This window comes from Hymenobacter sp. M1-2, from assembly GCF_057808495.1.
Window position 1 is genome coordinate 172860 of sequence record NZ_JBTYZO010000012.1, and the last position, 22814, is coordinate 195673.

The following is a 22814-nucleotide window of genomic DNA, read 5'->3' on the forward strand; positions in this document are numbered from 1 at the left end:
AGGCTTCCTCGGAGCATCTTTTGCCAAGACGTCTTACCGACGCATTTGTTGAAAACAATAACTATTTGGTTGATTCGTGAAAAAGCCAATATTATATGATGGTATAATTTAATAATAGTTGTATATTCATCATGATGACACAGCTTACTTGACAGCCTCATCTAAGGTAGATGAGGCGGCCACAAATTTCCGTTCAACCTCTCACCTTCCCCGTTCATGAAAAAGCTTTTCGCTCTCCTCGTTTTACTGACTGCTAGCTACGTAACCAAAGCTGGCAACGGCGACCAATCAAAACTAATGACCCGTGCCACGCTGCTGACGCAGCAGATGGCGAAGAAAACTCCACTCAACGAAGGCCAGTACGTAAAAGTCCGGCAACTGAACTTGCGCCTGCTCGCTGAAAAACAAGCTATCCAAGCGCAATACGCCGATGATGCCGCCACCCTTGACAAGCAACTGGCTGAAGCCCAGAGCCGCTATGAGTGGGACTTGGCCACCATCCTCTGGCCCCGCCAAATGGTAGCGTATCAGCAAGCCAAGGCTGATCTAATGGCTTTCAGCGGCGAATAACATCTACTCAAGATTCCAAACAAAAGGCCCGCTCTTTGCAGAGAGCGGGCCTTTTGTTTGTACGCAACTTCAAAAACTAGCTGCGGCTTTCAATGCTTACGTAGTCGCGCTCTAGCTCGCCAGTGTAGATCTGGCGCGGCCGGCCGATGGGCTCCTTGTTCTCGCGCATCTCTTTCCACTGGGCAATCCAGCCGGGCAGGCGGCCCAGGGCAAACATCACCGTGAACATCTCGGTCGGAATACCGATGGCGCGGTAGATAATGCCGGAGTAGAAATCGACGTTCGGATATAGCTTACGCTCAACGAAATATGGATCGGTGAGAGCAGCTTGCTCCAACTCCTGCGCAATCTTGAGCAGCGGGTCGTCAATGCCTAGCGCGGTTAGTACTTCGTCGGCGGCCTTCTTGATGATTTTGGCGCGGGGGTCGAAGTTCTTGTACACGCGGTGGCCGAAGCCCATCAGACGGAACGAGTCGTTCTTGTCTTTGGCCTTGGCGATGAACTTGCTGGTGTCGCCACCATCTTTTTGAATTTCCTGCAGCATCTCCAGCACTTCCTGGTTGGCACCACCGTGCAGCGGGCCCCACAGCGCGTTGATACCCGCCGATACTGAGCCGTAGAGCGAGGCGTTAGCCGAGCCAACGAGGCGCACGGTAGAGGTAGAGCAGTTTTGCTCGTGGTCGGCGTGCAGAATGAGCAGTTTGTTTAGTGCGTTTACTACCACTGGGTTGATTTCATACTTCTCGGTTGGGAAGCTGAACATCATGTACAGGAAGTTCGAGCAGTAGTCTAGGTCGTTGCGCGGGTAGTTCAGCGGGTGACCCATGTTGTTCTTGTACGTCCAAGCCGCGATGGTCGAAATCTTGGCCATGAGACGAATCACGTTCAGGTCGATTTCTTCCTTGCTCAGGTCGGGCGAGACACTCTCCGGGTAGAAAGCGGTGAGCGAGCAAATGAGGCTGCTCAGGATGGCCATGGGGTGCGCGGCTGACGGGAAACCGTCGAAAATCTTACGCACATCCTCGTGTACCAGCGTGTGCGTGGTGATTTGGTGGCTGAAGTTGTCGAGCTCAGCTTGGGTAGGAAGCTTGCCGTAGATCAGCAGATAAGCCACTTCCAGGAAGCTGGATTTCTCGGCCAACTGCTCGATAGGATAGCCGCGGTAGCGGAGGATGCCTTCTTCGCCGTCGAGAAAGGTGATGGCGCTCTTTGTGGCCCCGGTGTTCTTGTAGCCCGAGTCGAGGGTTACGTAGCCAGTTTGGTCGCGCAGCTTCCCAATGTCGAATGCTTTTTCGTGCTCAGTTCCTTCAATGACGGGGAGAGAGTAGGATTTCCCGTCAAGAATCAGTTCAGCAGACTCTGCCATATGCGAGGGTTAGAAGGTGGTTGCGGGGCGAAGCTAAAGAATTACCAGCAGGCCGGAAAGGGCCGGTCCCGTTTGGCTGCTATACTACAGCATGCTCCTAGATGATGTTTAGAGAGAAGTGAAGGTGCAAAGAAAGGCAAGCCGCCAAAATAAACGGTATGCAGATGCGCATTTGATGAAGATCAGGCGAAAATTCGCTCTCGTTTGTCGCCTAGTGCAGGTCTGTAGCCTATTTGCCAATGCAGAATTGGGTGAAGATGCTGGTCAGTAAATCGTCGGAGCTGATTTCGCCGGTGATTTCGCCTAGAGCCGCCAATGCCTGGCGCAAGTCGGCAGCCAGCAGTTCGGTGCCGGCTCCCGTGGCCAAGCCTGTCAAGACAGCGTCGAGGGCCTGGGCAGCGGCCTCGAGGCTGCGGGCGTGGCGTAGGTTGGTCACGACGGTGCTGCTGCCGAGCCGGTCGAGGCCCTCGACCCGTACGCGTTGGAGCAGGGCTTGCTGTAGCTCAGCGAGACCTTCGCCGCGGCTGGCGGCAATGAGCACCGTGTTGGGACGCTCCTGGAAAGCGGCAACCTCTGAGCCGGAAGCAGTGTCAATCTTATTGCCGACGGCTAAGACCGGCACGTGCGCGGCCAAGGAAAGAGCTTGAATTTCTGCTTCAAGTAGAGCGGGAGTAGTAGACGTAATATCAAATAGATATACCACTAAAGCGGCCTGCTGTACGCGCTTCATCGTGCGCTCCACGCCGATGGATTCCACCACGTCGGTGGTATCGCGCAGGCCGGCCGTGTCCACGAAGCGGAAGCGGATGCCATCGAGGCTAACCTCGTCTTCGATCAGGTCGCGGGTGGTGCCGGCAATGGTCGATACGATGGCGCGGTCCTCGTTGAGCAGGGCGTTGAGCAAGGTGCTTTTGCCGGCGTTGGGCCGCCCGGCAATGACGGTAGTAACACCGTTTTTGATGACGTTACCCAACTCGAAGGACCGCAGCAGGCGGCGCACTAAGGTCTGTACTTCTTGCAGCAGCGCCACGAGGCCGGTGCGGTCGGCGAACTCCACGTCTTCTTCGCCGAAGTCCAACTCCAATTCCAGCAGCGCCGCGAACTGGACCAGTCGGGCGCGGAGGTCTTTCAGCTCCCGAGAGAAGCCGCCGCGCATCTGCTGCATGGCTACTTGGTGGGAAAGTTGCGAATCGGCGGCAATGAGGTCGGCTACGGCTTCGGCCTGGGCCAAGTCGAAGGCGCCGTGCAGGAAGGCTCGTTTGGTGAACTCACCCGCTTCGGCCAGCCGGGCCCCGTCCCGCGTGAAGAGCCGCAGCAACTCCTGCACGATGTAGTCGGAGCCGTGGCAACTGATTTCTACCACGTCTTCGCGGGTATAGGAGTGTGGCCCCCGAAACAGCGAAACCACCACTTCATCCAGAATACGCTCACCGTCGCGGATGGTGCCGTAGTGCAGAGTGTGGCCGGCTTGGTCGCGCAGACTCTTGCCCGCAAACACGGCATCGGTGAGGGCTATGGCGTTGGGACCAGAGAGGCGCAGGACAGCAATCGCGCCGGCCCCCGGCGGCGTGGATAGCGCCACAATGGTATCAGAAAGAGCGGGCGGAAAGTCGAGGGCCACGGGCGAAAAGACTGATGCAGAGGCAACGGTAGGCAGCCTCGAAAGGTAGTAAATGACAGAGGGCCCGGCCCTCAAGCCAAGGTCACGAAACGTACTCAGCCAGCAACGAAGAGGTTGCGGCTGACCTCCGAAGAAAGCATCGTAATATTCTGCTTGTTTATTCTAATTTCAAAAGAGTTATCAAACTCAATCTTATCTAGAACTTCAATGTGAGAGCCTAGCTTGAGGCCGGCTTTGTCGAGGTATTGCAGGAAGGCTACGGAGGTATTCTTGACGGCTACCACGGGCCCTTGCTCTCCCGGTGTGAGGTCCGCAACGAGGCGGTGACGGGGCCGGAGCATAGCGCCGTCTTCGGTAGGTATAGGGTCGCCGTGGGGGTCGAGGCGGGGGAAACCTAGGAACTCGTCGAGGCGGCGGATGAGCAGTGGGGAGTCGATGTGCTCCATCTGCTCGGCCACCTCGTGCACCTCATCCCAATTGAAGCCTAGCTTCTGCACCAGAAACACTTCCCACAGCCGGTGCTTACGAATGGTGAGCAGCGCCAATTGCTGGCCCTCGGGCGTGAGCGAAACGCCTCGGTACCGTTGGTAATGCAGTAGGCCCTTCTCACTGAGGCGGCGCAGCATGTCCGTCACGGAGGCCGGCCGCGTCTGTAGCACTTCCGCAATGCTATTAGTACTCACCTCGGCGCCCGGAGCAGCTTCGGCAAGCTTGTAAACGGCCTTCAGATAATTTTCCTCCGTGAAGCTGGGCATGGAGTAGAAGTGAGAAGTTAGATTTTAGAAGTGAGACGTGGAATCCAGAGAGTAAGACCTGAGACCTAAGAAGCAAAACCAGGTTGCAGAATACGTTGCCCCATGTAGTTTTAACTTCTTAGGACTACTTTCTCACTGCTAAGCTCTCACTTCTAAAATCACCACTTGATCAGGGCGGAGGCCCAGGTGAAGCCGGAGCCGAAGGCGGCTAGGCATACTAGGTCACCCGGTTTGATGCGGCCTTCTTGGTAGGCTTCGCTCAGGGCAATAGGCACGCTGGCGGCGGTGGTATTGCCGTAGCGTTGGATATTGCTGAACACCTTCTCTTCGGGCAGGCCCATCTTCTGCTGCACATACTGCGTGATGCGCAGGTTCGCCTGGTGCGGAATCAGTAGAGCGAGGTCTTGGGGCTGGTAGCCGTTCTGGTCGAGGGCTTCTTTGATGACCTGCGGGAAGCGGACCACGGCATGCTTGAACACATTCTGGCCGTTCATGTAGGGGTACAGGTCCAGCTCGTTGGCCATGATGTGGGCCACGCGGTTGTCGCGGTTCGAGCCGGGCTCTTTCACGATAAGTTCCTCGGCGTGCTCACCCTGGGAGTGCAGGTGCGTGCTCAATACGCCATGGCCCTCGCGGGAGCTGGGGCGGAGCACTACGGCGCCGGCGCCATCACCGAAAATGACGGATACGGCCCGGCCGCGGGTACTGATATCGAGGCCCGACGAGTGGATTTCGGAACCTACCACCAGCACCGTATCGTACATGCCGGTTTTCACGAACTGGTCGGCCATGCTGAGCGCATACACGAAGCCGGAGCACTGGTTGCGCACGTCGAAGGCTGGAATGGGTTCCTTGATGCCTAGCTCGCGCTGCATGAGCACGCCGGAGCCGGGGAAGAAGTAGTCGGGCGAGAGCGTGGCGAAGACTATCATCTGCACGTCGTCGGGCGTGAGGCCGGCCATTTCAAGGGCCTTGCGGGCGGCGTTGGCGCCCATGTTGGCCGTGGTATCCTTGCCTTCCTCGAACCAGTGCCGCTCCCGAATGCCGGTGCGTTCCTGAATCCACTCGTCGGTGGTTTCCATGAGTTGAGTAAGGTCGGCGTTGGTGACGACCCGCTCGGGTACGTAGTGGCCGACGCCGGCAATTTCGGAGTTACGGAGAGAGGGCATGAGCAAGAGGGGGAGTTTGACGGGCAGAGAAACGGAGAGAACAGGGGCCGAAGGTAATAACTCCTCGCCCGCAACTCAGTAAACGGGCGGCAAAGGTCGGCAGTTACCAGATAGAATCCACGAGGACCCGCAATTTTGTGGCTTCGGACTCCCAAAACGCCTCGGCCGGAATACCATTGGGGTAGAAGCGGCTGGTGCGTAAGCGTGCCACAAAATCGGAATTATCGAAAGAGGGTGGTTGAAAACTGACCGTCAGGCCGGCTTGCAGCTGCTCCACAATTGTCGTCCAAAGCGCGCCCGGCGGCGTGAGAATGGGCAGACCATTGGCCAAATACTCGAATAGCTTGGTGGGCAAGCAGCGGGCCGTGCTAACGTGCGGCTGATACGGCAACAGCCCCAAATGACTACGCCGGATTTCAGCCACGATACTGGCGTGGAGCACCAATTCGTTGCCACCGATGAGCGTGATGCCGGTATCGGTGGCTACTATTTCTTGCAGCTGGGCCAGTACTTCAGGCTGCTGGCAGAAGCCGATGATAGTGAGCTGGGCTTCCGGCCACTGCTCCCGTAGCTTCCGCGCAAAGCCTACGGCTTCGAACACGCCATTGAGCTTGGAGATGGTACCCGAAAACAGCAACCGTAGCGGCTCACCGGGCGTGGGCAGGAGGCGGGCCTGCGTGGCAGGAGTTTCGTCGGGCTGGGGCTGGTACTTGTTTTCTAGTATCGTCGTGCGTTCTGGCTTGGCGAAGGGCAGCTCAGCGGCGTAGCTGCGCTCGGCCAGCAGAATGTGGGAGGCGCGGCGGGCGGCTAAGGTTTCGAGCCCACGCACGGCTCCCGCCAGCAGGCCACGCAGCCAGCCCGGGTAAACGTGCTGGGTGCGGATGTTGAGGGCGTAGTTTTCGCGCACATCGTACAAGAAACGCCGACCAGGTTTCAGGGCCTGCCACAGCAGCGTGAGCGGCAGCAGCTCCGGGGCGTGAACTATCACCAGGTTGGGTTGCAGGCGGCGCAGCAGGGTCCAGTAGCGGCTTTGCGCCCGTAGCCGCGCCCAACTCAGCCGGGTGCCCGCCAGCAAATTGTGGGTGTGCAGATTCGCGGGGGCATCGGCGGGCGGTGGGGCCTGGCGGCCGGCCACGTGCACCACCGTATCGGGCCGGGCCGCCAGGGTGCGCCCGAATTTCCCGAACATGCGGGTATCGTCGAGGGGCTTGAGCACGGAGACCAGTAAAATGGTGGTGATGGACGGCGGATGCGGCATTGTGGCGGCGAAGATGGTAAGTTTGCGGCTTGAATGGTTGAATTGTTTAATGGCTGCATGGTTAAATGGTTAGTTGTTCAACAAGCCACCAGAACGACCAGCCATTTAACCATGCAGCCATTTAACCATTAAATAATTCAACCATTACAACCCATGACCGACCTGCAACATACCATCGAAGCGGCCTGGAACGACCGGGCGCTGCTGCAACAGGCTGCCACCACCGAGGCCATCCAACACGTTATCGAGGAGCTGGACAAGGGCCGCTTGCGCGTGGCCCAGCCCGCCAACGACCGGGAAGGAGGCTGGCTGGTGAACGACTGGGTGAAGAAGGCGGTGATTCTGTACTTCCCCATCTGCCAGATGGAGACCATTGCAGTGGGTCCGTTCGAGTTCCGCGACAAAATGCGCCTCAAGACCAACTACGAGCAGCAGGGCTTGCGGGTGGTGCCGCCGGCCGTGGCCCGCTACGGGGCTTATCTGGCGCCGGGCGTCATCATGATGCCGAGCTACGTGAACATTGGGGCCTGGGTGGGCGAGGGGACGATGGTGGACACCTGGGCCACGGTGGGTTCCTGCGCGCAGATAGGCGCGGGCGTGCATCTGAGCGGTGGCGTGGGCATCGGGGGCGTGCTGGAGCCGGTGCAGGCCGCGCCGGTTATCGTGGAAGATGGTGCCTTCATTGGCTCGCGCAGCATTCTGGTCGAAGGCTGCTTCGTGGGTAAAGAAGCCGTGATTGGCGCGGGCGTCACCATCACGGGCAGCACCAAGATCATCGACGTGACCGGCAGCCAGCCCATCGAGTACAAAGGCACGGTGCCCGCCCGCTCGGTGGTTATTCCGGGGTCTTACACCAAGCAGTTCGCGGCCGGCGAGTACCACGTGCCCTGCGCCCTCATCATCGGGCAGCGCAAGCCCAGCACCGACCTCAAAACCAGCCTCAACGACGCCCTCCGCGAGCATAACGTAGCCGTGTAATAAACCCACCTGTCATTGCGAGGAGGCACGACGACGCAATCCTTCCTCTCACAGCGCAAAACCTACTGAAGCAAAAAGCCCTTGACGTTAGTGTGGCAATATCAGGAAGGCTTAGTCTTACAAGTGAAGTGTTCAGCAGATAGAGGAAGGATTGCTTCGCTCTGCTCGCAATGACACTGGCTCCTCCTCGCAATGACACTCTACTACCACCTCAGTTTCAACAACGAATGAATACAAAACATAGTCCGGTGTCGGCGGCGGAAGCGCGGGACGAAATCCGGAACTACATAGCAGCCGAACTGGAACGCCCGGTTACAGATGTGCAGGCCAAGGTTGTTTTCAACATGAATCTGCCCTGGGTGGACGGGGACGTGCAACCCTGCTATTTGGTGGAGTGGTTTGCCGGCCTCCACAACGGCGTGGCTATTGCCGGGCCCTACACCTACAATTTGCCGGAGCTAAACGTGGGCGAAGCCCGGCAGCTAGGCGGTATAAACGAGTGGCGCCAGCAACTGCTGAATCTGTACGCCGGCTGCGAAATAGCCACCAGCGCCCGCCTCACCCAGCCTTTCACCGACCAGCCCGACCCGACCCGGACCCGCTTGCTGCTGGAAGCCCTGCAAAACCGCAAAGCCCCGCGCTTCGTCGTGCGGTGTTCGGTGCGGGAGTTCCTGCGCGTGGGCACCGACGAGTACTATGTCTTCAACGGCGACTGGGTGCACAACCCGCACTTCTCGTACTCGGCTACCTTCGGCTTCAAGCCCCGGCAAGAAGACACCACGCTGCACCTGCCCGAAAACGAAAGCACCATCCAGATTGCGCCGCACAAGTTCTTGCAACCCGTGCCGCCTGTCGGCCCCGATGGCGCGTATCCCGGCGAGCAAACCGGCTTCATCATGATGAAAAACGGCAACATCATCGACTACACGGCCTCCTCCATCACCCGCCCCGTAGCCGACAAAGTGGCCATGTACTACATGCTAGGCCAGGAAAACGGCCCCTTCGCCATCACCCGCTAACCCCAAGTGTGCGTGCGTCTATGTTTGTGTCTGTGGCACGGACTTCAGTCCGTAGCCCCAACTACTGGGCGCAGAGTTTACTAGCAACATCCTGCGCCCAGGAATACAAACAGCCTTGCCCTCAGCACCGGGCAGCCGGTGTTTGGGCTACGGACTGAAGTCCGTGCCACACGGTTAGCTGGCGAAAAGCCATCAGACTGGCAGGCGTCAGCAGACACAGAGAGGCCCGGCCGAAGTAAGTGCTTCAGCCGGGCCTTTCTCTTGCATCTGAATAGACGAAACGACTTAGGTTTCTACCTGTACACTACTGAGCGGCGGTTTTCTTGAGTTTATCGCCGAACACGGCGCGCACCTTGTCTACTTTGGGGCGCACCACGAACTGGCAGTACGGCTCCCGGCCATTCTGATTGTAGTAGTTCTGGTGGTAGTCCTCAGCGGGGTAGAAGCTCTTGAGGGGCTCGATTTCCGTCACGATGGGGTTTTCGAAAGCGTGGGCCTCGTTGAGCTTTTGCTTGTACTCGGCGGCCAAGCGGTGCTGCTCCTCGTTGTGATAGTACACGCCCGAGCGGTACTGGGTGCCAGTATCGGCGCCTTGGCGGTTGAGAGTGGTGGGGTCGTGGGTTTTCCAGAACACCTCCAGCAGCTCCGCGTAGCTGATTTTGGCCGGGTCGTAGGTGATTTGGATGACTTCGGCGTGGCCGGTGAGGCCGCTGCATACTTCGCGGTAGGTGGGGTTGGCGATACGGCCATTAGAATACCCGGACACGACTTTTTCTACGCCATCGAGGTCCTGAAACACGGCCTCGACGCACCAGAAACAGCCGGCCCCAAAAGTTGCCTTTTCCATTTTTTTAGGAGTCGGAGTGGAAGGGAGAGATGCTACGCCCGGCGCCCCAGTAGCCGCCGTGAGGCTGGCCAGCAGAGCGGCAAGAGCGGAAGATTGTACCATACGGCTAAAAGAATATCGGCCACTAAAAAGTTTGATTTCCACTCAGCACCAGCCGCCACGCGCATATAAGCAACAAAAGTTGGCCGGCGGCGTGCTCCGACAGCCGCCCTTGCCGCGAAGAAATACACGGCGTAACGGCCCGCTGGCTAATCAACGGGCCCCATCTAAATTCTCATAAAGCCCCGGCCCTGGAAGGCGGCCCGCCACAAAAAGCCGAAGCCCTTCCGTCCAAGGACGCGGGCACAATACGAAATGCAAAAACCCCTCCGTCCAAAGCCGGGGGCATAACACGAAGTATAAAAGTCATTCCGTCCAAGGACGGGGGCATTCTGCCAAACGCAAAAACGCCCGTAGCCTCGGACAGAGGCCCTACCGGATTACCATTCATGCCTCCGTCCAAGGCCAGGGGCCCAATACGAAACGCGAAAACGCCTGTGGCCCTGGGCGGAGACGTGCGCAAGCCCTTGGTGGCCGGCTCAGTGGCCGTGCGGCACATCTTAAAAAAAGAAAGCCCGCCACTTCCAGAAGCGGCGGGCTGTAAAGCAAGCAGCAAAGCCTAACGCCGAAACCGCTCCGCCACGACCAAGTCCTTCGAGCCGGCGGTGTACTGGTAGAAGCCTTCGCCCGACTTCACGCCCAGGCGGCCGGCCATTACCATATTCACTAGCAGCGGGCAGGGAGCATACTTGGGGTTGCCAAGGCCTTCTTGCAGCACGCGCAGAATGGCCAGGCACACGTCGAGGCCGATGAAGTCGGCGAGTTGGAGCGGGCCCATGGGGTGCGCCATGCCCAGCTTCATCACCGTGTCAATTTCCTCGACGCCCGCCACGCCTTCGTGCAGGCTAATGATGGCCTCGTTGATCATGGGCATGAGGATGCGGTTGGCCACGAAACCGGGGTAGTCGTTGACTTCGGTGGGCGTTTTGCTGAGCTGCCGCGAGAGGTCCATGATGCGCTGCGTCACCTCGTCGGAAGTAGCGTAGCCCCGGATTACTTCCACCAGCTTCATCACCGGCACCGGGTTCATGAAGTGCATGCCAATCACCTTATCGGCCCGCTTCGTGACGGCCGCAATCTTGGTGATGGAGATGGACGAGGTATTGGAAGCCAGAATGGCCTCGGCCGGAGCGTGCTGGTCGAGTTCCCGGAAGATGTTGAGCTTCAGCTCCACGTTTTCGGTGGCGGCTTCCACCACCAGTTGCGCGTTGCGCACGCCCTCGGCGATGCTGGTAAACGTGCTGATGCGGCCCACAGTGGCGGTTTTGTCGTCCTCGGTGAGGCTGCCTTTGGCTACCTGGCGGTCCAGGTTTTTGGCGATGGTGCCCAGGGCTTTGTCGAGGGCGGGTTGGCTGATGTCGATGAGGGCGACTGGAAATCCGTGTTGCGCGAATACGTGAGCAATACCATTGCCCATAGTGCCCGAGCCAATAACGGCGACGTTGATCATACTAAAAACTGAGGAGGAGAGGGTGGGAAAGGAACGAGCAGCGGGCCAACGCCCGGCGCCGGCAAAGCTACTCCGAAAACGGAGCCTCCCCAAGCCAAGTCCACGATGTGCAATCTGTAATCGGACTAGCTAACTGGAAACGCCAAAAAAATGCCGGCAGGCAAAACCACGGTTACGGACCCGTAGGGCCATATTTAAAGGAAACAACTGTTTGGAATATCAAAAAAGTGTAGTGTCATATATCCTTTTAAGGACCCCCGCGTACAAATCCCCAACTCAGCTTTTCAACTGCGGCATAGTCCAGTTGAGAGTGAGAAAGTCCTTCTCTCCCACACCCTCCACCAACAATTCCAAACCGTCATGGGCAATTTATTGTACATCATCGCCGTCATCCTGATCATCATCTGGGCTCTCGGCTTCTTCGGCATCCTCGGCACCGGCATTCAAGGCAACGGCCTGATTCACGTACTGCTGGTTATCGCCATCATCGCCATTCTGCTGCGAGTCATTCGGGGCGGGCGCGTGGTATAACTCACGCCGTCTTGTGCTAGGCAAATACCAGCCTTAGCTCCTACAGAAAAGGGCCTCCCGGATTTCCGGGAGGCCCTTTTCTGTAGGAGCAAGTAAGAAGCAGGCTACTTCAAATCAAATAGGAAGCTGAAACGGATGACCGGCTGGCCGTAAGGAGAAAGCGGATAACCTCGTGCGTCGTAGCCGTCGTTGAAGTTGTAGAGCACCACGATATCAACGGCAGTTCGTTCACCGAGCTGGTTGCGGTAGCCACCACCAAGCAGCGGCGTATTCATCGTGCGGTTGGTTTTTCTCACCTCCAACTGTTGAGCACCAATCTGATAAATATCGTAGCTCTGCGCCTTCGTTACCTCGTATTCGGCATGAATGAAGAACTCCTTGAAGACAATGTACTGCAAGAAGCCTTTCACGCCCACGCTGTGCAGGCTCAAGCTACTTGGCAGCCCTACAGCTTGGTAGTCCCTGGGAAAGGAGATGTTGTTGTAGGCGTAACTAATGCCCGGTCCTAGCGCCAACTTCTCCGTCACGCGGTACCCTACGGAAGGGCTCAGGCTGACGCTGAATTGCCCGCCATTGTAGGGGTTGCTGGTGTAGCCCAAGCCGAAGTTGGAGTACAGGAAGTAGCGCCGAAACGGCTTGGGCTGCTCACTGGCGCGGCTGCCCGGCGGGAAGTCCAAGCCGGAGGGTTTGTCGGTGCTAGGCTGTGGGGCCGGCACCGATACGGGGTCGGGGGCTGGTACCGGTACCGATTGTTCTCGCGGGCGTGGGGCCGGGGTGCTGGGCCGCGGCGCAGTGCCGGGCGGTGCCGTGTTCAGCTGGGGCTTCACCGTAGACGTGCTGTCGGTGCGCTGGGCGTGCGCGGCCGGAGCGAGGGCCAGTCCGGCACCCAAGGTAAGGGCCGCGAGCAGGTAACGAAAAGGAGCGTTCATACCGAAAGGTAACGCGGTTAAGAGACGAGTTGGTATTTCCGTTGCCGCAACGACTTGATCTGCTCATCAGCCAGATACTCCTCGTAGTTCATGCGCCGGTCGATGATGCCGTCGGGCGTGAGCTCGATGATGCGGTTGGCAATGGTTTCGATGAACTGCAAGTCGTGCGATACGAACAGCAGCGTACCCTGGAAGTCGCGCAAGCTATTGTTCAAAGCAGTGATGCTTTCGAGGTCCAAATGGTTGGTTGGGTCGTCCAACACCAGTACATTTCCCGATTCCATCATCATCTTGGAGAGCATGCAGCGTACTTTCTCGCCCCCGCTCAGCACGTTGCTCTTCTTCTGCGACTCCTCGCCCGAAAACAGCATCCGGCCCAGGAAGCCCCGGATAAAGGACTCGTCCTTCTCGGTGCTGTACTGCCGCAGCCAGTCCACCAGGTTCAGGTCGGTGTCGAAGAATTCTGAGTTTTCCTTGGGGAAGTAGCTCGGCGTGATGGTGGTGCCCCACTTGAAGCTGCCGGAATCGGGCCGAACTTGCTCAAACAGGATGTCGAAGAGGAGGGAAGGCGCCCGGTCGTCGCGGCTCACAATGGCCACTTTGTCCTTCTTGTCAAGGGCGAAGGACACATTGCGGAATACCACCTGCCCGTCCACCGACTTGCTCAAATCTTCCACCGCGAGAAGTTGGTTGCCGGCTTCGCGTTCGGGCTTGAAGGCAATGTACGGATACTTGCGCGAGCTAGGCTTGATTTCTTCGAGCGTGAGCTTCTGCAGCAGCTTCTGGCGCGACGTAGCCTGCTTGCTCTTGGAAGCATTGGCCGAGAAGCGGCGCACGAATTCTTCCAGCTCTTTGCGCTTGTCTTCGGTCTTCTTGTTCACCTCCTGGCGCTGGCGCAAAGCCAGCTGGCTGCTCTCGTACCAGAACGAGTAGTTGCCCGGGTACATCGTGATTTTCGAGAAGTCGAGGTCGGCCATGTAGTTACACACCGCGTCAAGGAAGTGACGGTCGTGGCTCACCACAATCACCGTGTTCTGGAACGAGTCGAGGAAGTTTTCGAGCCAGAGCACCGTTTCAGCATCAAGGCCGTTGGTTGGTTCGTCGAGCAGCAGCACGTCAGGGTTGCCGAACAGCGCCTGGGCCAGCAGCACCCGCACTTTGTCGGAGCCGCCCAGGTCGCCCATCATGGTGGCGTGCTTGTCTTCGCCGATGCCCAGGCCCGAAAGCAGTTCGGCGGCTTCGTACTCGGCGTTCCAGCCTTCGAGGTCGGCAAACTCCCCTTCGAGCTGCGCGGCCCGCTCGCCGTCGGCGTCCGAGAAATCAGCCTTGGCGTAGAGCGCGTCCTTCTCCTCCATCACCTTCCACAGGCGCGTGTGGCCCATAATCACGGTTTGAAGCACCGGAAACTGGTCGTAGGCAAATTGATCCTGGCGCAGCACCGAAAGGCGCGAGCCGGCTGGCATATCGACCGAGCCCGTGTTCGGCTCAATCTCACCCGACAGGATTTTGAGAAACGTGGACTTGCCCGCCCCGTTGGCCCCAATGAGGCCGTACACGTTGCCGGGCATAAATTTGATGGTAACGTCTTCAAACAAGACGCGCTTGCCATAGCGCAAGCTAACATTGGAAGTGCTGATCATCGGACTAGAAAACGAATTGCGAAAGGAGCAGCGCGGGGCTGTCGGGTAGGCAACGAATACGCAAAATTAGACAAAAAATACCCGCGAGACGGGTCCGGCTGGTGGCTATTTGTTGAAGCAATAACTGCGCTAGAGCACTCAAAAAGACTTCCCCACCGTGTTGGTCTTCAGATTGCGGTGCGAAACCGGAAATATAACCTGCCATTTGGCTCACTGTTTGGCAACGTCCCGGCCCGGGACTATGGTTCCGGGCGCTTCACTCGCACGCTTACTTATCCGCTACGTGAGCCGCTCGCATCTCTATCTCTATTCGTAGAGAAGATTTACTCTTTGCGACACCTTCGTGGCCTTCCTTGGCTGCGTAGCCACGTAGTGCTTCAAGAGTCCCAAGCATAAGCTGGCGCGAGGCTGGAAATAGCGTTGTATAGTGCCGCAGGGCCGGTGACAGCCCACGATTTATAATCTGCTCATTAGCCAAAAAAGAACTATCTCTCGTATGGTAAGGATAAGCAGCGCGTAGCACCATTTTGTCGCGTGGCGTGCTTGTTTCCCACCTTTAAACTGCTCGTTCCTATGTCTGACCAACGCATCACTCCTGAAACCAACGGCATTCGCTACGGTCTTTTCACGGCCCTTGGCATGATGGTGTACTTTATAGTAGCAACTCTACTCGGCCTCACGGCTCATATCGAGTTCAGCTTTCTAAATTTTGCCATCATGGCGGTTGGCGTATGCCTGGCTATTGCGCACTACAAGCGCGTTAAACAAGACCGAATGCCTTATCTGCAAGGCTTTGGCACCGGCGTCATGACGGCAGCCATCTCGTCGTTGGTATTCGGATTCTTCTTCATTGGCTTCACGCTGCTGCGTCCCGACGTCATGGACCAGATCCACGCCCGTGACCTGTTCGGCTTCGATATGTCGGTCACTATTGCCTTCCTCGCTATCCTGCTGCAAGGCGCTATGGTAGGAGCCATCATCACGTTGGTAGCCATGCAATATTTCAAGAGCCCCGACCACAAGCCGGTAGAAGGTATTGAATAAACTGTTTTGCTTGTTTTCAGAAGCCGATTCCTTTCATAAGGAATCGGCTTTTTTATGGTCAGACTGGCACTTTCCTGGTATGAGGAGAGTTGTCTCAACAATGGAGCTAAAAAATGCCTTGAAAAATTGATGTTGTTACTTTGATAACATATATTTGCATTAAACATAGCGGTTAGATTATGTGCTCCACCAGCACCGTGTCAGCCCACCGCTGGTTTGCCAAGTCGTTGTTGCTCCTCATTGCTTTCCTTCCTTTTCCATCAATGAAATCTGTAATTTTTACTTTTTTGATGCTTGTCACTTTTGCTGGTTGTGCTACTGCGCAGAGGCATGATCGGCATTCCGAACTGCCAGGCTTCAACGGTCCGTCCGCGACTCAGGTAGATGAACTCACCCGGCAGATGTGCAACGCCCTGCACCTAAACGAAGCCCAATACATTCGCCTCCGGGTTGCTAACGAAGCCAAACTGGCTCGCCTGGACGAAATCAGCTGGCGATACAAGGACAATGAAGCCGAGCACCATGCCAAGGTTGGCGAATTGGAAGCGCAGTACGAAGCCGAGTGCAGTCGTATCCTGACGCCCTCGCAGCTCAGCTTATTTCACGCCGAACAACAGCGTGATGCAGTACCTACCAAGGCCGAACCACAAGAAGGCGGCTTAGGATAGGCTACAGAAGCGAAATAGCTTCAACAAAAAGAGCATCTCCTAACAGGAGATGCTCTTTTTTTACTCAGGTATGGAAGGCAGGTGCAAGCAGGTATAGCGTTGAGCCTCATGGCATTCGCTACTAACGTCATGGTATATGATGTACTTGTTCTCAGCTCTACATTTAAAACGTCACATTCCGGTATTCACGGGACGATCAATGAGGACCTCTTTGACAGTGCCTAGCGGACTGAAACGGATGCTGAGCTTATTAGCGGCGGAACGTTGATGGTCGGGTAAGCACTGGGGGCCGGACTCCAAGTAATAGAGGTAGATTTTTTCTGTTTGTTCGGCAAGCTCTTCCTCGTCGGGCTGGCCGAGTACTCCTTCAATAGCGGCCGTACGCACCCCGTATAACTGTTCTTTGGCCTTCAGAAGGGCTTTCAACTGACTTTGGCGCGTTCCTTGACAAGCGTAAGCATCGCGGCGCCAGGCGGCAGAATCGAAGCCGGGCAGTTCGGGAGCAGACGAGCCGCAGCCAGCTAACAACAATATGGGGAGCAACAGAAAAATGAATCGACGAAGCAACATAGGTGCGAAAGAGGGAACCGGCCGGCAGTACAAAGTAGTTGGGCCTAGCAGATTTGGCGGCGCTAAAATACTATTTTTGTAAACCGGGACTTTTGCCCTGACTCGCCGCCAGCGTTTTCCTTCCGCTTCGCCTACTCAGCCGATGACCTTCGCACCGACTGCCCTAGCCTTTCTTCTAATCATTGCCAGCCTGTTCACGTCCTCAGGTGTGGCCGGCTCTCGCCCCGTGGTAACAAGCCCTTCGACGGTTATTGACAACCCGGCGCTCCGAACCTATTACCAAGCCGCCTTCGACCAGTACGTGCTAACCAGCTACACCACAGCCCGACTCACGACGTACGGCGTGTCGCCGGTGGTATACCGGGAGGCGCTCTTAGGGTATTACAGCCTTCAGCAGCGGGGCTTGGCCGCGGGAGGCCGGCAGACGCTCACCATCATCGATTATGCTTTGCCTAGCAGCCAGAAGCGGCTGTGGGTAATAGACTTGCGGGAGCAGAAAGTGCTGTTTCACACGCTGGTAGCCCACGGCAAGAATACGGGCGAAAATGTGGCCCGCAACTTTTCCAACGCCGAAGGCTCCGAAATGAGTAGCCTCGGTTTCTACGTCACGGGCCAGACCTACCAGGGCAAGCACGGCCTTTCGTTGAAACTGCACGGACAAGATGCGCGCTACAACACCAACGCCGCCAGCCGGGCCGTGGTGGTGCACGCCGCCGACTACGTGAGCGAGTCTTTTGTGCGGCAGCATGGCCGGTTGGGCCGCAGCCAAGGCTGCCCGGCGCTGCCCGCGGCCCAGAGTCCGCAGATTATTCGCGCTATCAAAAATGGCACCGTGCTGTATGCCCACGGCCCAACTAGCGTGTCCTTTACGTCTGCGTGGCTGCAACTAGACCCTGCCCTTACGGCCTTCGCGCAATGGCATGGACTGCAGAAGAGTTAACGCAGACGTAGCCTGCCTGAATCTTAAGCCACCGCGCTGCATCGAGAATCAACCATAAGCGTGATACAAAAAGCCCCACCTGCTAGTGCAGATGGGGCTTTTTGCTGGTATTAACAAGCGTTAGGCTCGGTCGCTGGTGGTTTTCACCAGATTGATTCCGGCAAAAAAGAAGATGAGGCCGACGGCGAAGGGCACGAGCGAATTAAGCTTGCTTAAGCCTAAGCCCCCGATTTGAAGAAAGCCTATGGCGCCGAAAATAATACCGATGATGCCCAGCAGAGTGAGCAAGGAGCCGAACGTGCGTTTCTGGTTCATGGCAAGAGGTGATGAGGTGGAGAAATAGGAGAGAGGCCATAAAGGCTGAGTTGGGATTGATACGGGGAAGCGCTGAGTTTGGGTGTGTAGCCGCTGCGGCAACCCTACTGTTCAGGGCGCGTTACAACCCCCTGAAGCCATTAAAGCGGCTTTTTAATCTCCCTTCCCTGCTCCCTTTTTCAACCACCTAGTCATGAGAGGAAACCTCCGATATATCATTGCCCTGCTAATGGCGGGCGTTTCGCTGGTAACGTACTACTGTAGACGCTCCGTAAACGAAGTAACCGGTGAAGTGCAACACGTGAACATGACGGCCGAGCAGGAAATAGCGCTAGGCTTACAGGCTGCGCCGGAAATGGCCCAGCAGTACGGCGGGTTGCACCCCGACCGGCAGGCCGGCGCCCGCGTAGAGCAGATAGGCCAGCAAATCATCAATAGCACTAAGGCTGGGCAAAGTCCCTACAAATTTCAGTTTCACTTACTGGCCGACGAAAACACCATTAATGCTTTTGCTCTACCCGGGGGCCAGGTATTCATTACGGCCGGGCTGCTGAAACATCTGCGTAGCGAGGGACAGGTGGCCGGGGTGCTGGCGCACGAAGTGGGGCACGTAGTGGGCCGCCACTCCGCCGAGCAGATTGCCAAGTCGCAACTCACGCAAGGGCTCAGCGGGGCCGCTGCCATTGGCATGTACGACCCCGACCGGCCCGGTACGGCCGCCGGAGCTGCCGCTGCCGCTATGGTAGGTAAGCTCCTGACCCTGCGCTACGGTCGGCAAGACGAACTGGAATCGGACCGGCTGGCGGTGGACTATACCGCTCAGGCCGGCTACGACCCCCGTTCCATGATTCAGGTGATGCAGATTCTGGAACAGAACGGCGGGGGCGGGAGCCAGCCGGAGTTCTTGAGCACCCACCCCAACCCCGGCAACCGAATTGGCGAGTTGGAGCGGGCCATTGCCGCGGAGTACCCGCAGGGCGTACCAGCCGGGCTGAAACCGTAGCTTCAATAACGTAATCAAAAAACAACGAAGCCGGCTGGTAAGTCGGCTTCGTTGGCTTAGAGAAACTGTATCTTGGGGCGCTAATCACCTATTTTCTTTCTCCGTATGGCCACTCCCGAAACAGCACCGCTCCGCCGTTTGCTGTTTGTGCTAAACCCCATTTCCGGCGACATTGACAAAGCCGAATTGGAAAGCACCATTGCCACGTACTGCACGGAGCGGGGCCGCCTAGCCCACTTCCACCACACTACCGGCACCGACGACCTACGGCATCTGCGTGAGCACCTTCTGCAACATTCCTACGACGCCGTTTTCGCGGCCGGGGGAGATGGTACGGCGAGTTTGGTAGCCGAAGCGCTGCTTGATTTCCCCATTCCCCTAGGAATTCTGCCGCTAGGCTCCGGCAACGGATTATCAAAAGACCTCGGTATTCCACAGGACACCCAGGAAGCCTTGCGCTTGATCTGGGAACACGAGGTGCGCGTAATGGATACGCTGCGCGTTGGCGGGCATTTTTCAGCGCACCTCGCCGACTTAGGATTCAATGCGTTGGTAGTAGAGCGGTTTTGCCAGGGCGACACGCGCGGACCGGGTGCTTACGTGCGCATTGCCACGCAGGAGTACCTGGGCTACGAGCCAGCTACTTACCGCATCGAAACCGACTCGGAAGTTTGGGAGGGTCCGGCCTTTATGCTCACCATCGCCAATGCCAGCACGTTTGGCAGCAACGTCATCATCAACCCCGACAGCCGCTTGGACGATGGAGAGTTCGAAATCTGTTTGATTGAGCCCTTTCCCGGTGCGGCAGCGCCGGGTATTCTCTACCGCCTCTACACCTCCGCCTTCGACATGTCGGACTACACGCGCCGATTTAGGTGCCGCCGCGCCCAGATCACAGTGCCCGGTGAGCAAGAAGTGTTAGTGCAGATTGACGGTGAGCCGCAGCACCTAACCACTCCCATTGCAGTGGAAATTAACCCGCACAGCCTACGGGTGTTAGCTCCGGTAGGTGATCGGTTAGACTAGTTCTGGCGTTATGTCGGCGACTTAGTGACTTGAAGTCCCATTTGGGCAACAGATGCGCGTATTGCGCGCCGGAGTACGACTTCAGACACGCTTTGTCGATTGAGTCTTCTGCTGGCTCTCTATTGTGGCCACCCGCCTAGCCTAGCGGTGCTACTTGCAATTTTGGCGCTTCCATGAATGGCGAGGTAGCTGCGGCACTAGGGTAAAGACGCAGCCGAAACGGCTCCGGTTTTGACCCGCCGTCTGCGTCGGGCTCCAGCGTGCGGAGCCAGATTTCGCCGTTGGCGTAGAAGTCCAGGCTGAAGAAGCCTTTGTGCTCGTGCACGAATGTGGCGCGGCCGCCTTTCTGCACAAAGGCCGTTTTGCTGCCCGCTCCGCTCACGAGATAGTGCCCGCCCTGCTGCTGAAAATATTGGAGATTATGGTCGTGGCCGGCGGCGTAAACGATGTTAGGATGCTGGTGCAGCACGCGTAGCAGGCGGCGGCGCATCTTGCGGTAGCGAGGGTGGGCCATGTCTTCGGCCGCGCCCACCACCTTGCGGTAGAGCGGCAGCAGCGAGCCGACGAAGGGCAGCGGCACATACGCCCGTTTGTGCACGGTAGTAAGCGGAAAAACGTGCTGTTTGGCCGTGAACTTGCCACCGTGCAAGGCATTAGAGTACAGCGGATGATGGCCCGCCACCACAATGCGTTGGTGTCGGTTGGCGGCAAGAATCTGCTGGAGCTGCCGGAACGGCTCTTTGGGGTCGGCGGCGGGGCGCGAACCTTGCTGCACCCACCATTGCGTATTCAGCACGATGAGTAGCAAACCTTCCGCTAGTTGCATGGTCACGGGGCCGGGCGTACCGCCAGCAGGCAGGTACTGCGCCGTGGGCAGATGCTCAGCCACGTAGGCTTCCTGGCGCAGCACGTACTCGTAACCATCGGGACGGCCCTTATTCCAGTCGTGGTTGCCGCTGAGCAGTACCACGCGACCCGGAAAAGGTCGCAGGGCATCGAGTAGGGCGTTGAGGCGCTTTTCGGCGGCGGGGCGGCCGAGGTGTTCGGGGGCAGGCAGGCCCGTCGGGTACACGTTGTCGCCGAGGATGATGATGGTGCCCGCCGCGCCCGTTTCTTGCTGCCAACCGGCCAGCAGTTGCAAGATGGAGTCGGGCTTATCGGTGGCTACGGCGCCCGGATCGCCGAGCAGCGCGACGCGGTGCAGGGGTGCGATGGCTGGGTCGGGTTGCTGCTGGGGCCAGTTGTGGTAGGCCGGGGCCACGTAGGGCCGGCGCCGGTAGCCCCGCTCCTGCCGGTAGCGCAGCAGCAGCCACGCCGTAAGCAGCGCCGCCCCGGCCGCGAATACATACAACAAGAAGGAGACGGTAGCAGGCACGGGCAGCGTGAAAAAGAGGAAGTCAACTACCCTATACGCACAAACAGGGGCTCGGCGTTCCGCAGCCTTACTGTAGAGCCAGGACTTTCACCCTTTAGCACAGTGTGCGCTGCTCCAAGGCTATTGGCAGTTAGCGCAAACTCAGCTTGAGGTGAGAAGTCTGGGTGCCTATGGTCAGATGTAGCAGGTACACACCGGTGGCTAGGTGGCTGCAATCTAGCGCTTGCTCGTGCACGCCGGCCGGCTGCTTGGCAGTGGCCGATACCTGCACGACGCGGCCCTGCAGGTCGTGCAGAGCCCAACTCACCGGCTTTTCTTGCAATAGCTCGTAGCGGAGCGTAGCTACGCCATCAGGCAAGGGGTTGGGATATACCACTGGTGGCTGGTTCTGGGCGGTGGCAACTTGACTGGCGGCAACGATGCCAGGAGGATAGAGCTGGCAGGCCGGGATGATTTCTCGAAGCTGTTGACTGCTAGACCAATATAACTGCACGGCGGCGTATCCAACTTCCTCCAAGTATTCTAGCTTGATGTCGTATTTCTGCCCCGCAGTGAGCGTTATTTGCCCCGAAAAGGAAGTAAGGGCCGTGCCCCGCCACTCGTTGATAATCTGTTGCCCATTGACCCACAGGCGCACGCCATCGTCGGAGACGGTGGTGAACGTATAGGTGCCAGAGTAGCGAGGCTGGACCTGCCCTGTCCAACGCACAACAAAGTTATCTCGGCCAATGCCCGAACCAGGGGATCCGTCGCCGCCTACGGCATCGTTGCCGAGGCCGTCGCTCCAAATAAAATTCACTTGCCGGTCGATGCGGCTGATCTTGCGGTCGGTAAAGGTTCGGTCGGCAAAGTATTCGCCCCGCAAGCCGGTGCCCGTCCCAGATTCACCCACTGTTCTTGTGTCGCTGGTGTAGTACGCGATGTTATCGTAGTTGGGGCGAGGCGAGGTAGCCGGGCGGCCAATGACGTCGCCGCGCGCCAGTTCACGGGTTTGGCCGTTGCGGATTTCGCGCACCCACACGTCGTAGGGCTGGCCGTTGAAGTTGATCTCGTTCAGCCCAATCAGGCTTACGTCGGCGTTGTCGTTGATGAACATGGGCCCATTGGGCCTGTTCGTCGAGGGGTAGGGCGTGGGGCAGAAGGCCTCGGTTTTGCCGCCGGGATAGGTATGAATCAACGTCATGTCTCCTTCGCCCTTCATGCCCAGAATCCACAGGTTGGCGCCGCGGTTGTGCACGGTATAGTACTCGGTGTTGAACTGGCGGGCCCAGATACTTTGCCCGGCCGTGTTGGGGTAGAGTTGCCCGACGAAGTCGTTCAGGAATAAGTCGCCGCGGCTGTTGCCCTGCACCTTGAAGTCGTTGGTGGAGTTCAGTACTAGCGTGCGTGCGTTGGCGGCGTGCTCAATGGTGGGGTGGGCATAGGCGGCGTTGATGATTTTGTGCAGGCGTTCAACGACGACTACTGGCGCGTCGGCGGTACCACCTTCCACCAGCTTGAAGCCGCCCACACCGTGGGCAGTAGCGTCGTTGCCCATGAGGCGGCGCAGATTGCCTCTCAGTTCCACCGTACCATCAATGCGGAAAAAGCCGCCGCTCGGGAAGTACACGGTGGTGGCGCCGGAGTTGATGGCGGCCTGAA

The 22814-nt window shown here is 57.9% G+C and carries 22 protein-coding genes; 9 read left to right on the plus strand and 13 right to left on the minus strand.

Translation table 11 applies throughout. The features are described from left to right. The first annotated feature begins 216 nt into the window (after nt 1-216). Entirely contained in the window at nt 217-570 is a 354-nt protein-coding gene (locus ACYSMN_RS13455) for a hypothetical protein (protein ID WP_488924410.1), read from the plus strand. A gap of 76 nt (nt 571-646) precedes the next feature. Here ACYSMN_RS13455 and ACYSMN_RS13460 read toward each other — a convergent pair whose 3' ends face one another. The 5 genes from ACYSMN_RS13460 to ACYSMN_RS13480 all read right to left on the minus strand — a co-directional run bounded on the left by ACYSMN_RS13460 (nt 647) and on the right by ACYSMN_RS13480 (nt 6739). Beyond that, complete coding sequence (locus tag ACYSMN_RS13460) at nt 647-1936, minus strand: citrate synthase (protein WP_488924411.1); 1290 nt, start codon at nt 1934-1936, stop codon at nt 647-649. Nucleotides 1937-2165: 229 nt separating this feature from the next. After that, on the minus strand, nt 2166-3557 hold the full coding sequence (mnmE, locus tag ACYSMN_RS13465; RefSeq protein WP_488924412.1) for a tRNA uridine-5-carboxymethylaminomethyl(34) synthesis GTPase MnmE: 1392 nt from the start codon (nt 3555-3557) through the stop codon (nt 2166-2168). Between the two features lie 95 nt (nt 3558-3652). Continuing rightward, a complete protein-coding gene (locus tag ACYSMN_RS13470) occupies nt 3653-4312 on the minus strand; it encodes a metal-dependent transcriptional regulator (protein ID WP_488924413.1) in 660 nt (219 codons plus the stop codon). A gap of 158 nt (nt 4313-4470) precedes the next feature. Beyond that, a complete protein-coding gene (locus ACYSMN_RS13475; RefSeq protein ID WP_488924414.1) occupies nt 4471-5481 on the minus strand; it encodes a 3-oxoacyl-ACP synthase III family protein in 1011 nt (336 codons plus the stop codon). Between the two features lie 103 nt (nt 5482-5584). After that, nucleotides 5585-6739, minus strand: a complete 1155-nt coding sequence (locus tag ACYSMN_RS13480) for a glycosyltransferase family protein (RefSeq protein ID WP_488924415.1) — start codon at nt 6737-6739, stop codon at nt 5585-5587. A gap of 153 nt (nt 6740-6892) precedes the next feature. On the opposite strand from ACYSMN_RS13480, the gene ACYSMN_RS13485 reads away from it, so the two are divergent. Together ACYSMN_RS13485 and ACYSMN_RS13490 are read left to right on the plus strand one after the other, a co-directional pair. Beyond that, nucleotides 6893-7717: a 2,3,4,5-tetrahydropyridine-2,6-dicarboxylate N-succinyltransferase gene (locus ACYSMN_RS13485; RefSeq protein WP_488924416.1), complete on the plus strand. Its 825-nt coding sequence runs from the start codon at nt 6893-6895 to the stop codon at nt 7715-7717. A 227-nt stretch (nt 7718-7944) separates the two neighbouring features. Then, on the plus strand, nt 7945-8736 hold the full coding sequence (locus ACYSMN_RS13490; protein ID WP_488924417.1) for a hypothetical protein: 792 nt from the start codon (nt 7945-7947) through the stop codon (nt 8734-8736). Nucleotides 8737-9040: 304 nt separating this feature from the next. Here ACYSMN_RS13490 and msrA read toward each other — a convergent pair whose 3' ends face one another. Continuing rightward, a complete protein-coding gene (msrA, locus tag ACYSMN_RS13495; protein WP_488924433.1) occupies nt 9041-9583 on the minus strand; it encodes a peptide-methionine (S)-S-oxide reductase MsrA in 543 nt (180 codons plus the stop codon). Between the two features lie 658 nt (nt 9584-10241). Beyond that, nucleotides 10242-11132, minus strand: coding sequence for a 3-hydroxybutyryl-CoA dehydrogenase (locus ACYSMN_RS13500; RefSeq protein WP_488924418.1), 891 nt, complete (start codon nt 11130-11132; stop codon nt 10242-10244). A 360-nt stretch (nt 11133-11492) separates the two neighbouring features. Between ACYSMN_RS13500 and ACYSMN_RS13505 the strand changes: the two genes are divergently transcribed. Further along, on the plus strand, nt 11493-11663 hold the full coding sequence (locus ACYSMN_RS13505; RefSeq protein WP_488924419.1) for a lmo0937 family membrane protein: 171 nt from the start codon (nt 11493-11495) through the stop codon (nt 11661-11663). Between the two features lie 104 nt (nt 11664-11767). Here ACYSMN_RS13505 and ACYSMN_RS13510 read toward each other — a convergent pair whose 3' ends face one another. Further along, entirely contained in the window at nt 11768-12592 is an 825-nt protein-coding gene (locus ACYSMN_RS13510) for a hypothetical protein (RefSeq protein WP_488924420.1), read from the minus strand. 17 nt (nt 12593-12609) lie between these two features. Continuing rightward, entirely contained in the window at nt 12610-14232 is a 1623-nt protein-coding gene (locus ACYSMN_RS13515) for an ABC-F family ATP-binding cassette domain-containing protein (RefSeq protein WP_488924421.1), read from the minus strand. A 573-nt stretch (nt 14233-14805) separates the two neighbouring features. On the opposite strand from ACYSMN_RS13515, the gene ACYSMN_RS13520 reads away from it, so the two are divergent. Then, the gene (locus ACYSMN_RS13520) at nt 14806-15276 is read left to right on the plus strand and encodes a DUF4199 family protein (RefSeq protein WP_488924422.1); all 471 of its coding nucleotides are present in this window, start codon (nt 14806-14808) and stop codon (nt 15274-15276) included. 263 nt (nt 15277-15539) lie between these two features. After that, a complete protein-coding gene (locus ACYSMN_RS13525) occupies nt 15540-15944 on the plus strand; it encodes a hypothetical protein (RefSeq protein ID WP_488924423.1) in 405 nt (134 codons plus the stop codon). A 171-nt stretch (nt 15945-16115) separates the two neighbouring features. Here the strand turns inward: ACYSMN_RS13525 and ACYSMN_RS13530 are convergent, their stop codons facing one another. Continuing rightward, nucleotides 16116-16514 (minus strand): hypothetical protein, encoded by a 399-nt coding sequence (locus ACYSMN_RS13530; RefSeq protein WP_488924424.1) that lies wholly within the window; start codon nt 16512-16514, stop codon nt 16116-16118. A 142-nt stretch (nt 16515-16656) separates the two neighbouring features. On the opposite strand from ACYSMN_RS13530, the gene ACYSMN_RS13535 reads away from it, so the two are divergent. Further along, complete coding sequence (locus tag ACYSMN_RS13535; RefSeq protein ID WP_488924425.1) at nt 16657-17454, plus strand: murein L,D-transpeptidase catalytic domain family protein; 798 nt, start codon at nt 16657-16659, stop codon at nt 17452-17454. 120 nt (nt 17455-17574) lie between these two features. Here ACYSMN_RS13535 and ACYSMN_RS13540 read toward each other — a convergent pair whose 3' ends face one another. Then, nucleotides 17575-17769, minus strand: a complete 195-nt coding sequence (locus ACYSMN_RS13540) for a hypothetical protein (RefSeq protein ID WP_488924426.1) — start codon at nt 17767-17769, stop codon at nt 17575-17577. 193 nt (nt 17770-17962) lie between these two features. Here ACYSMN_RS13540 and ACYSMN_RS13545 point away from each other — a divergent pair, with 193 nt between their 5' ends. Together ACYSMN_RS13545 and ACYSMN_RS13550 are read left to right on the plus strand one after the other, a co-directional pair. Continuing rightward, nucleotides 17963-18772, plus strand: coding sequence for a M48 family metalloprotease (locus tag ACYSMN_RS13545; RefSeq protein WP_488924427.1), 810 nt, complete (start codon nt 17963-17965; stop codon nt 18770-18772). A gap of 105 nt (nt 18773-18877) precedes the next feature. After that, nucleotides 18878-19798, plus strand: a complete 921-nt coding sequence (locus tag ACYSMN_RS13550) for a diacylglycerol/lipid kinase family protein (protein WP_488924428.1) — start codon at nt 18878-18880, stop codon at nt 19796-19798. A gap of 136 nt (nt 19799-19934) precedes the next feature. Here ACYSMN_RS13550 and ACYSMN_RS13555 read toward each other — a convergent pair whose 3' ends face one another. Together ACYSMN_RS13555 and ACYSMN_RS13560 are read right to left on the minus strand one after the other, a co-directional pair. Continuing rightward, entirely contained in the window at nt 19935-21173 is a 1239-nt protein-coding gene (locus tag ACYSMN_RS13555; protein ID WP_488924429.1) for a metallophosphoesterase, read from the minus strand. Nucleotides 21174-21303: 130 nt separating this feature from the next. Then, on the minus strand, nt 21304-22814 hold a 1511-nt coding region (locus ACYSMN_RS13560), incomplete at its 5' end, for a PA14 domain-containing protein (RefSeq protein WP_488924430.1).

Coding starts and splice junctions, on each gene's coding strand:
- ACYSMN_RS13520 (WP_488924422.1), top strand. CDS start 14,806: ATGTCTGACCAACGCATCACTCCTGAAACCAACGGCATTCGCTACGGT.
- ACYSMN_RS13460 (WP_488924411.1), bottom strand. CDS start 1,936: ATGGCAGAGTCTGCTGAACTGATTCTTGACGGGAAATCCTACTCTCTC.
- ACYSMN_RS13470 (WP_488924413.1), bottom strand. CDS start 4,312: ATGCCCAGCTTCACGGAGGAAAATTATCTGAAGGCCGTTTACAAGCTT.
- ACYSMN_RS13530 (WP_488924424.1), bottom strand. CDS start 16,514: ATGTTGCTTCGTCGATTCATTTTTCTGTTGCTCCCCATATTGTTGTTA.
- ACYSMN_RS13540 (WP_488924426.1), bottom strand. CDS start 17,769: ATGAACCAGAAACGCACGTTCGGCTCCTTGCTCACTCTGCTGGGCATC.
- ACYSMN_RS13485 (WP_488924416.1), top strand. CDS start 6,893: ATGACCGACCTGCAACATACCATCGAAGCGGCCTGGAACGACCGGGCG.
- ACYSMN_RS13490 (WP_488924417.1), top strand. CDS start 7,945: ATGAATACAAAACATAGTCCGGTGTCGGCGGCGGAAGCGCGGGACGAA.
- ACYSMN_RS13550 (WP_488924428.1), top strand. CDS start 18,878: ATGGCCACTCCCGAAACAGCACCGCTCCGCCGTTTGCTGTTTGTGCTA.
- ACYSMN_RS13525 (WP_488924423.1), top strand. CDS start 15,540: ATGAAATCTGTAATTTTTACTTTTTTGATGCTTGTCACTTTTGCTGGT.
- ACYSMN_RS13455 (WP_488924410.1), top strand. CDS start 217: ATGAAAAAGCTTTTCGCTCTCCTCGTTTTACTGACTGCTAGCTACGTA.
- ACYSMN_RS13515 (WP_488924421.1), bottom strand. CDS start 14,232: ATGATCAGCACTTCCAATGTTAGCTTGCGCTATGGCAAGCGCGTCTTG.
- ACYSMN_RS13475 (WP_488924414.1), bottom strand. CDS start 5,481: ATGCCCTCTCTCCGTAACTCCGAAATTGCCGGCGTCGGCCACTACGTA.
- ACYSMN_RS13480 (WP_488924415.1), bottom strand. CDS start 6,739: ATGCCGCATCCGCCGTCCATCACCACCATTTTACTGGTCTCCGTGCTC.
- ACYSMN_RS13545 (WP_488924427.1), top strand. CDS start 17,963: ATGAGAGGAAACCTCCGATATATCATTGCCCTGCTAATGGCGGGCGTT.
- ACYSMN_RS13505 (WP_488924419.1), top strand. CDS start 11,493: ATGGGCAATTTATTGTACATCATCGCCGTCATCCTGATCATCATCTGG.
- ACYSMN_RS13535 (WP_488924425.1), top strand. CDS start 16,657: ATGACCTTCGCACCGACTGCCCTAGCCTTTCTTCTAATCATTGCCAGC.
- msrA (WP_488924433.1), bottom strand. CDS start 9,583: ATGGAAAAGGCAACTTTTGGGGCCGGCTGTTTCTGGTGCGTCGAGGCC.
- ACYSMN_RS13510 (WP_488924420.1), bottom strand. CDS start 12,592: ATGAACGCTCCTTTTCGTTACCTGCTCGCGGCCCTTACCTTGGGTGCC.
- ACYSMN_RS13500 (WP_488924418.1), bottom strand. CDS start 11,132: ATGATCAACGTCGCCGTTATTGGCTCGGGCACTATGGGCAATGGTATT.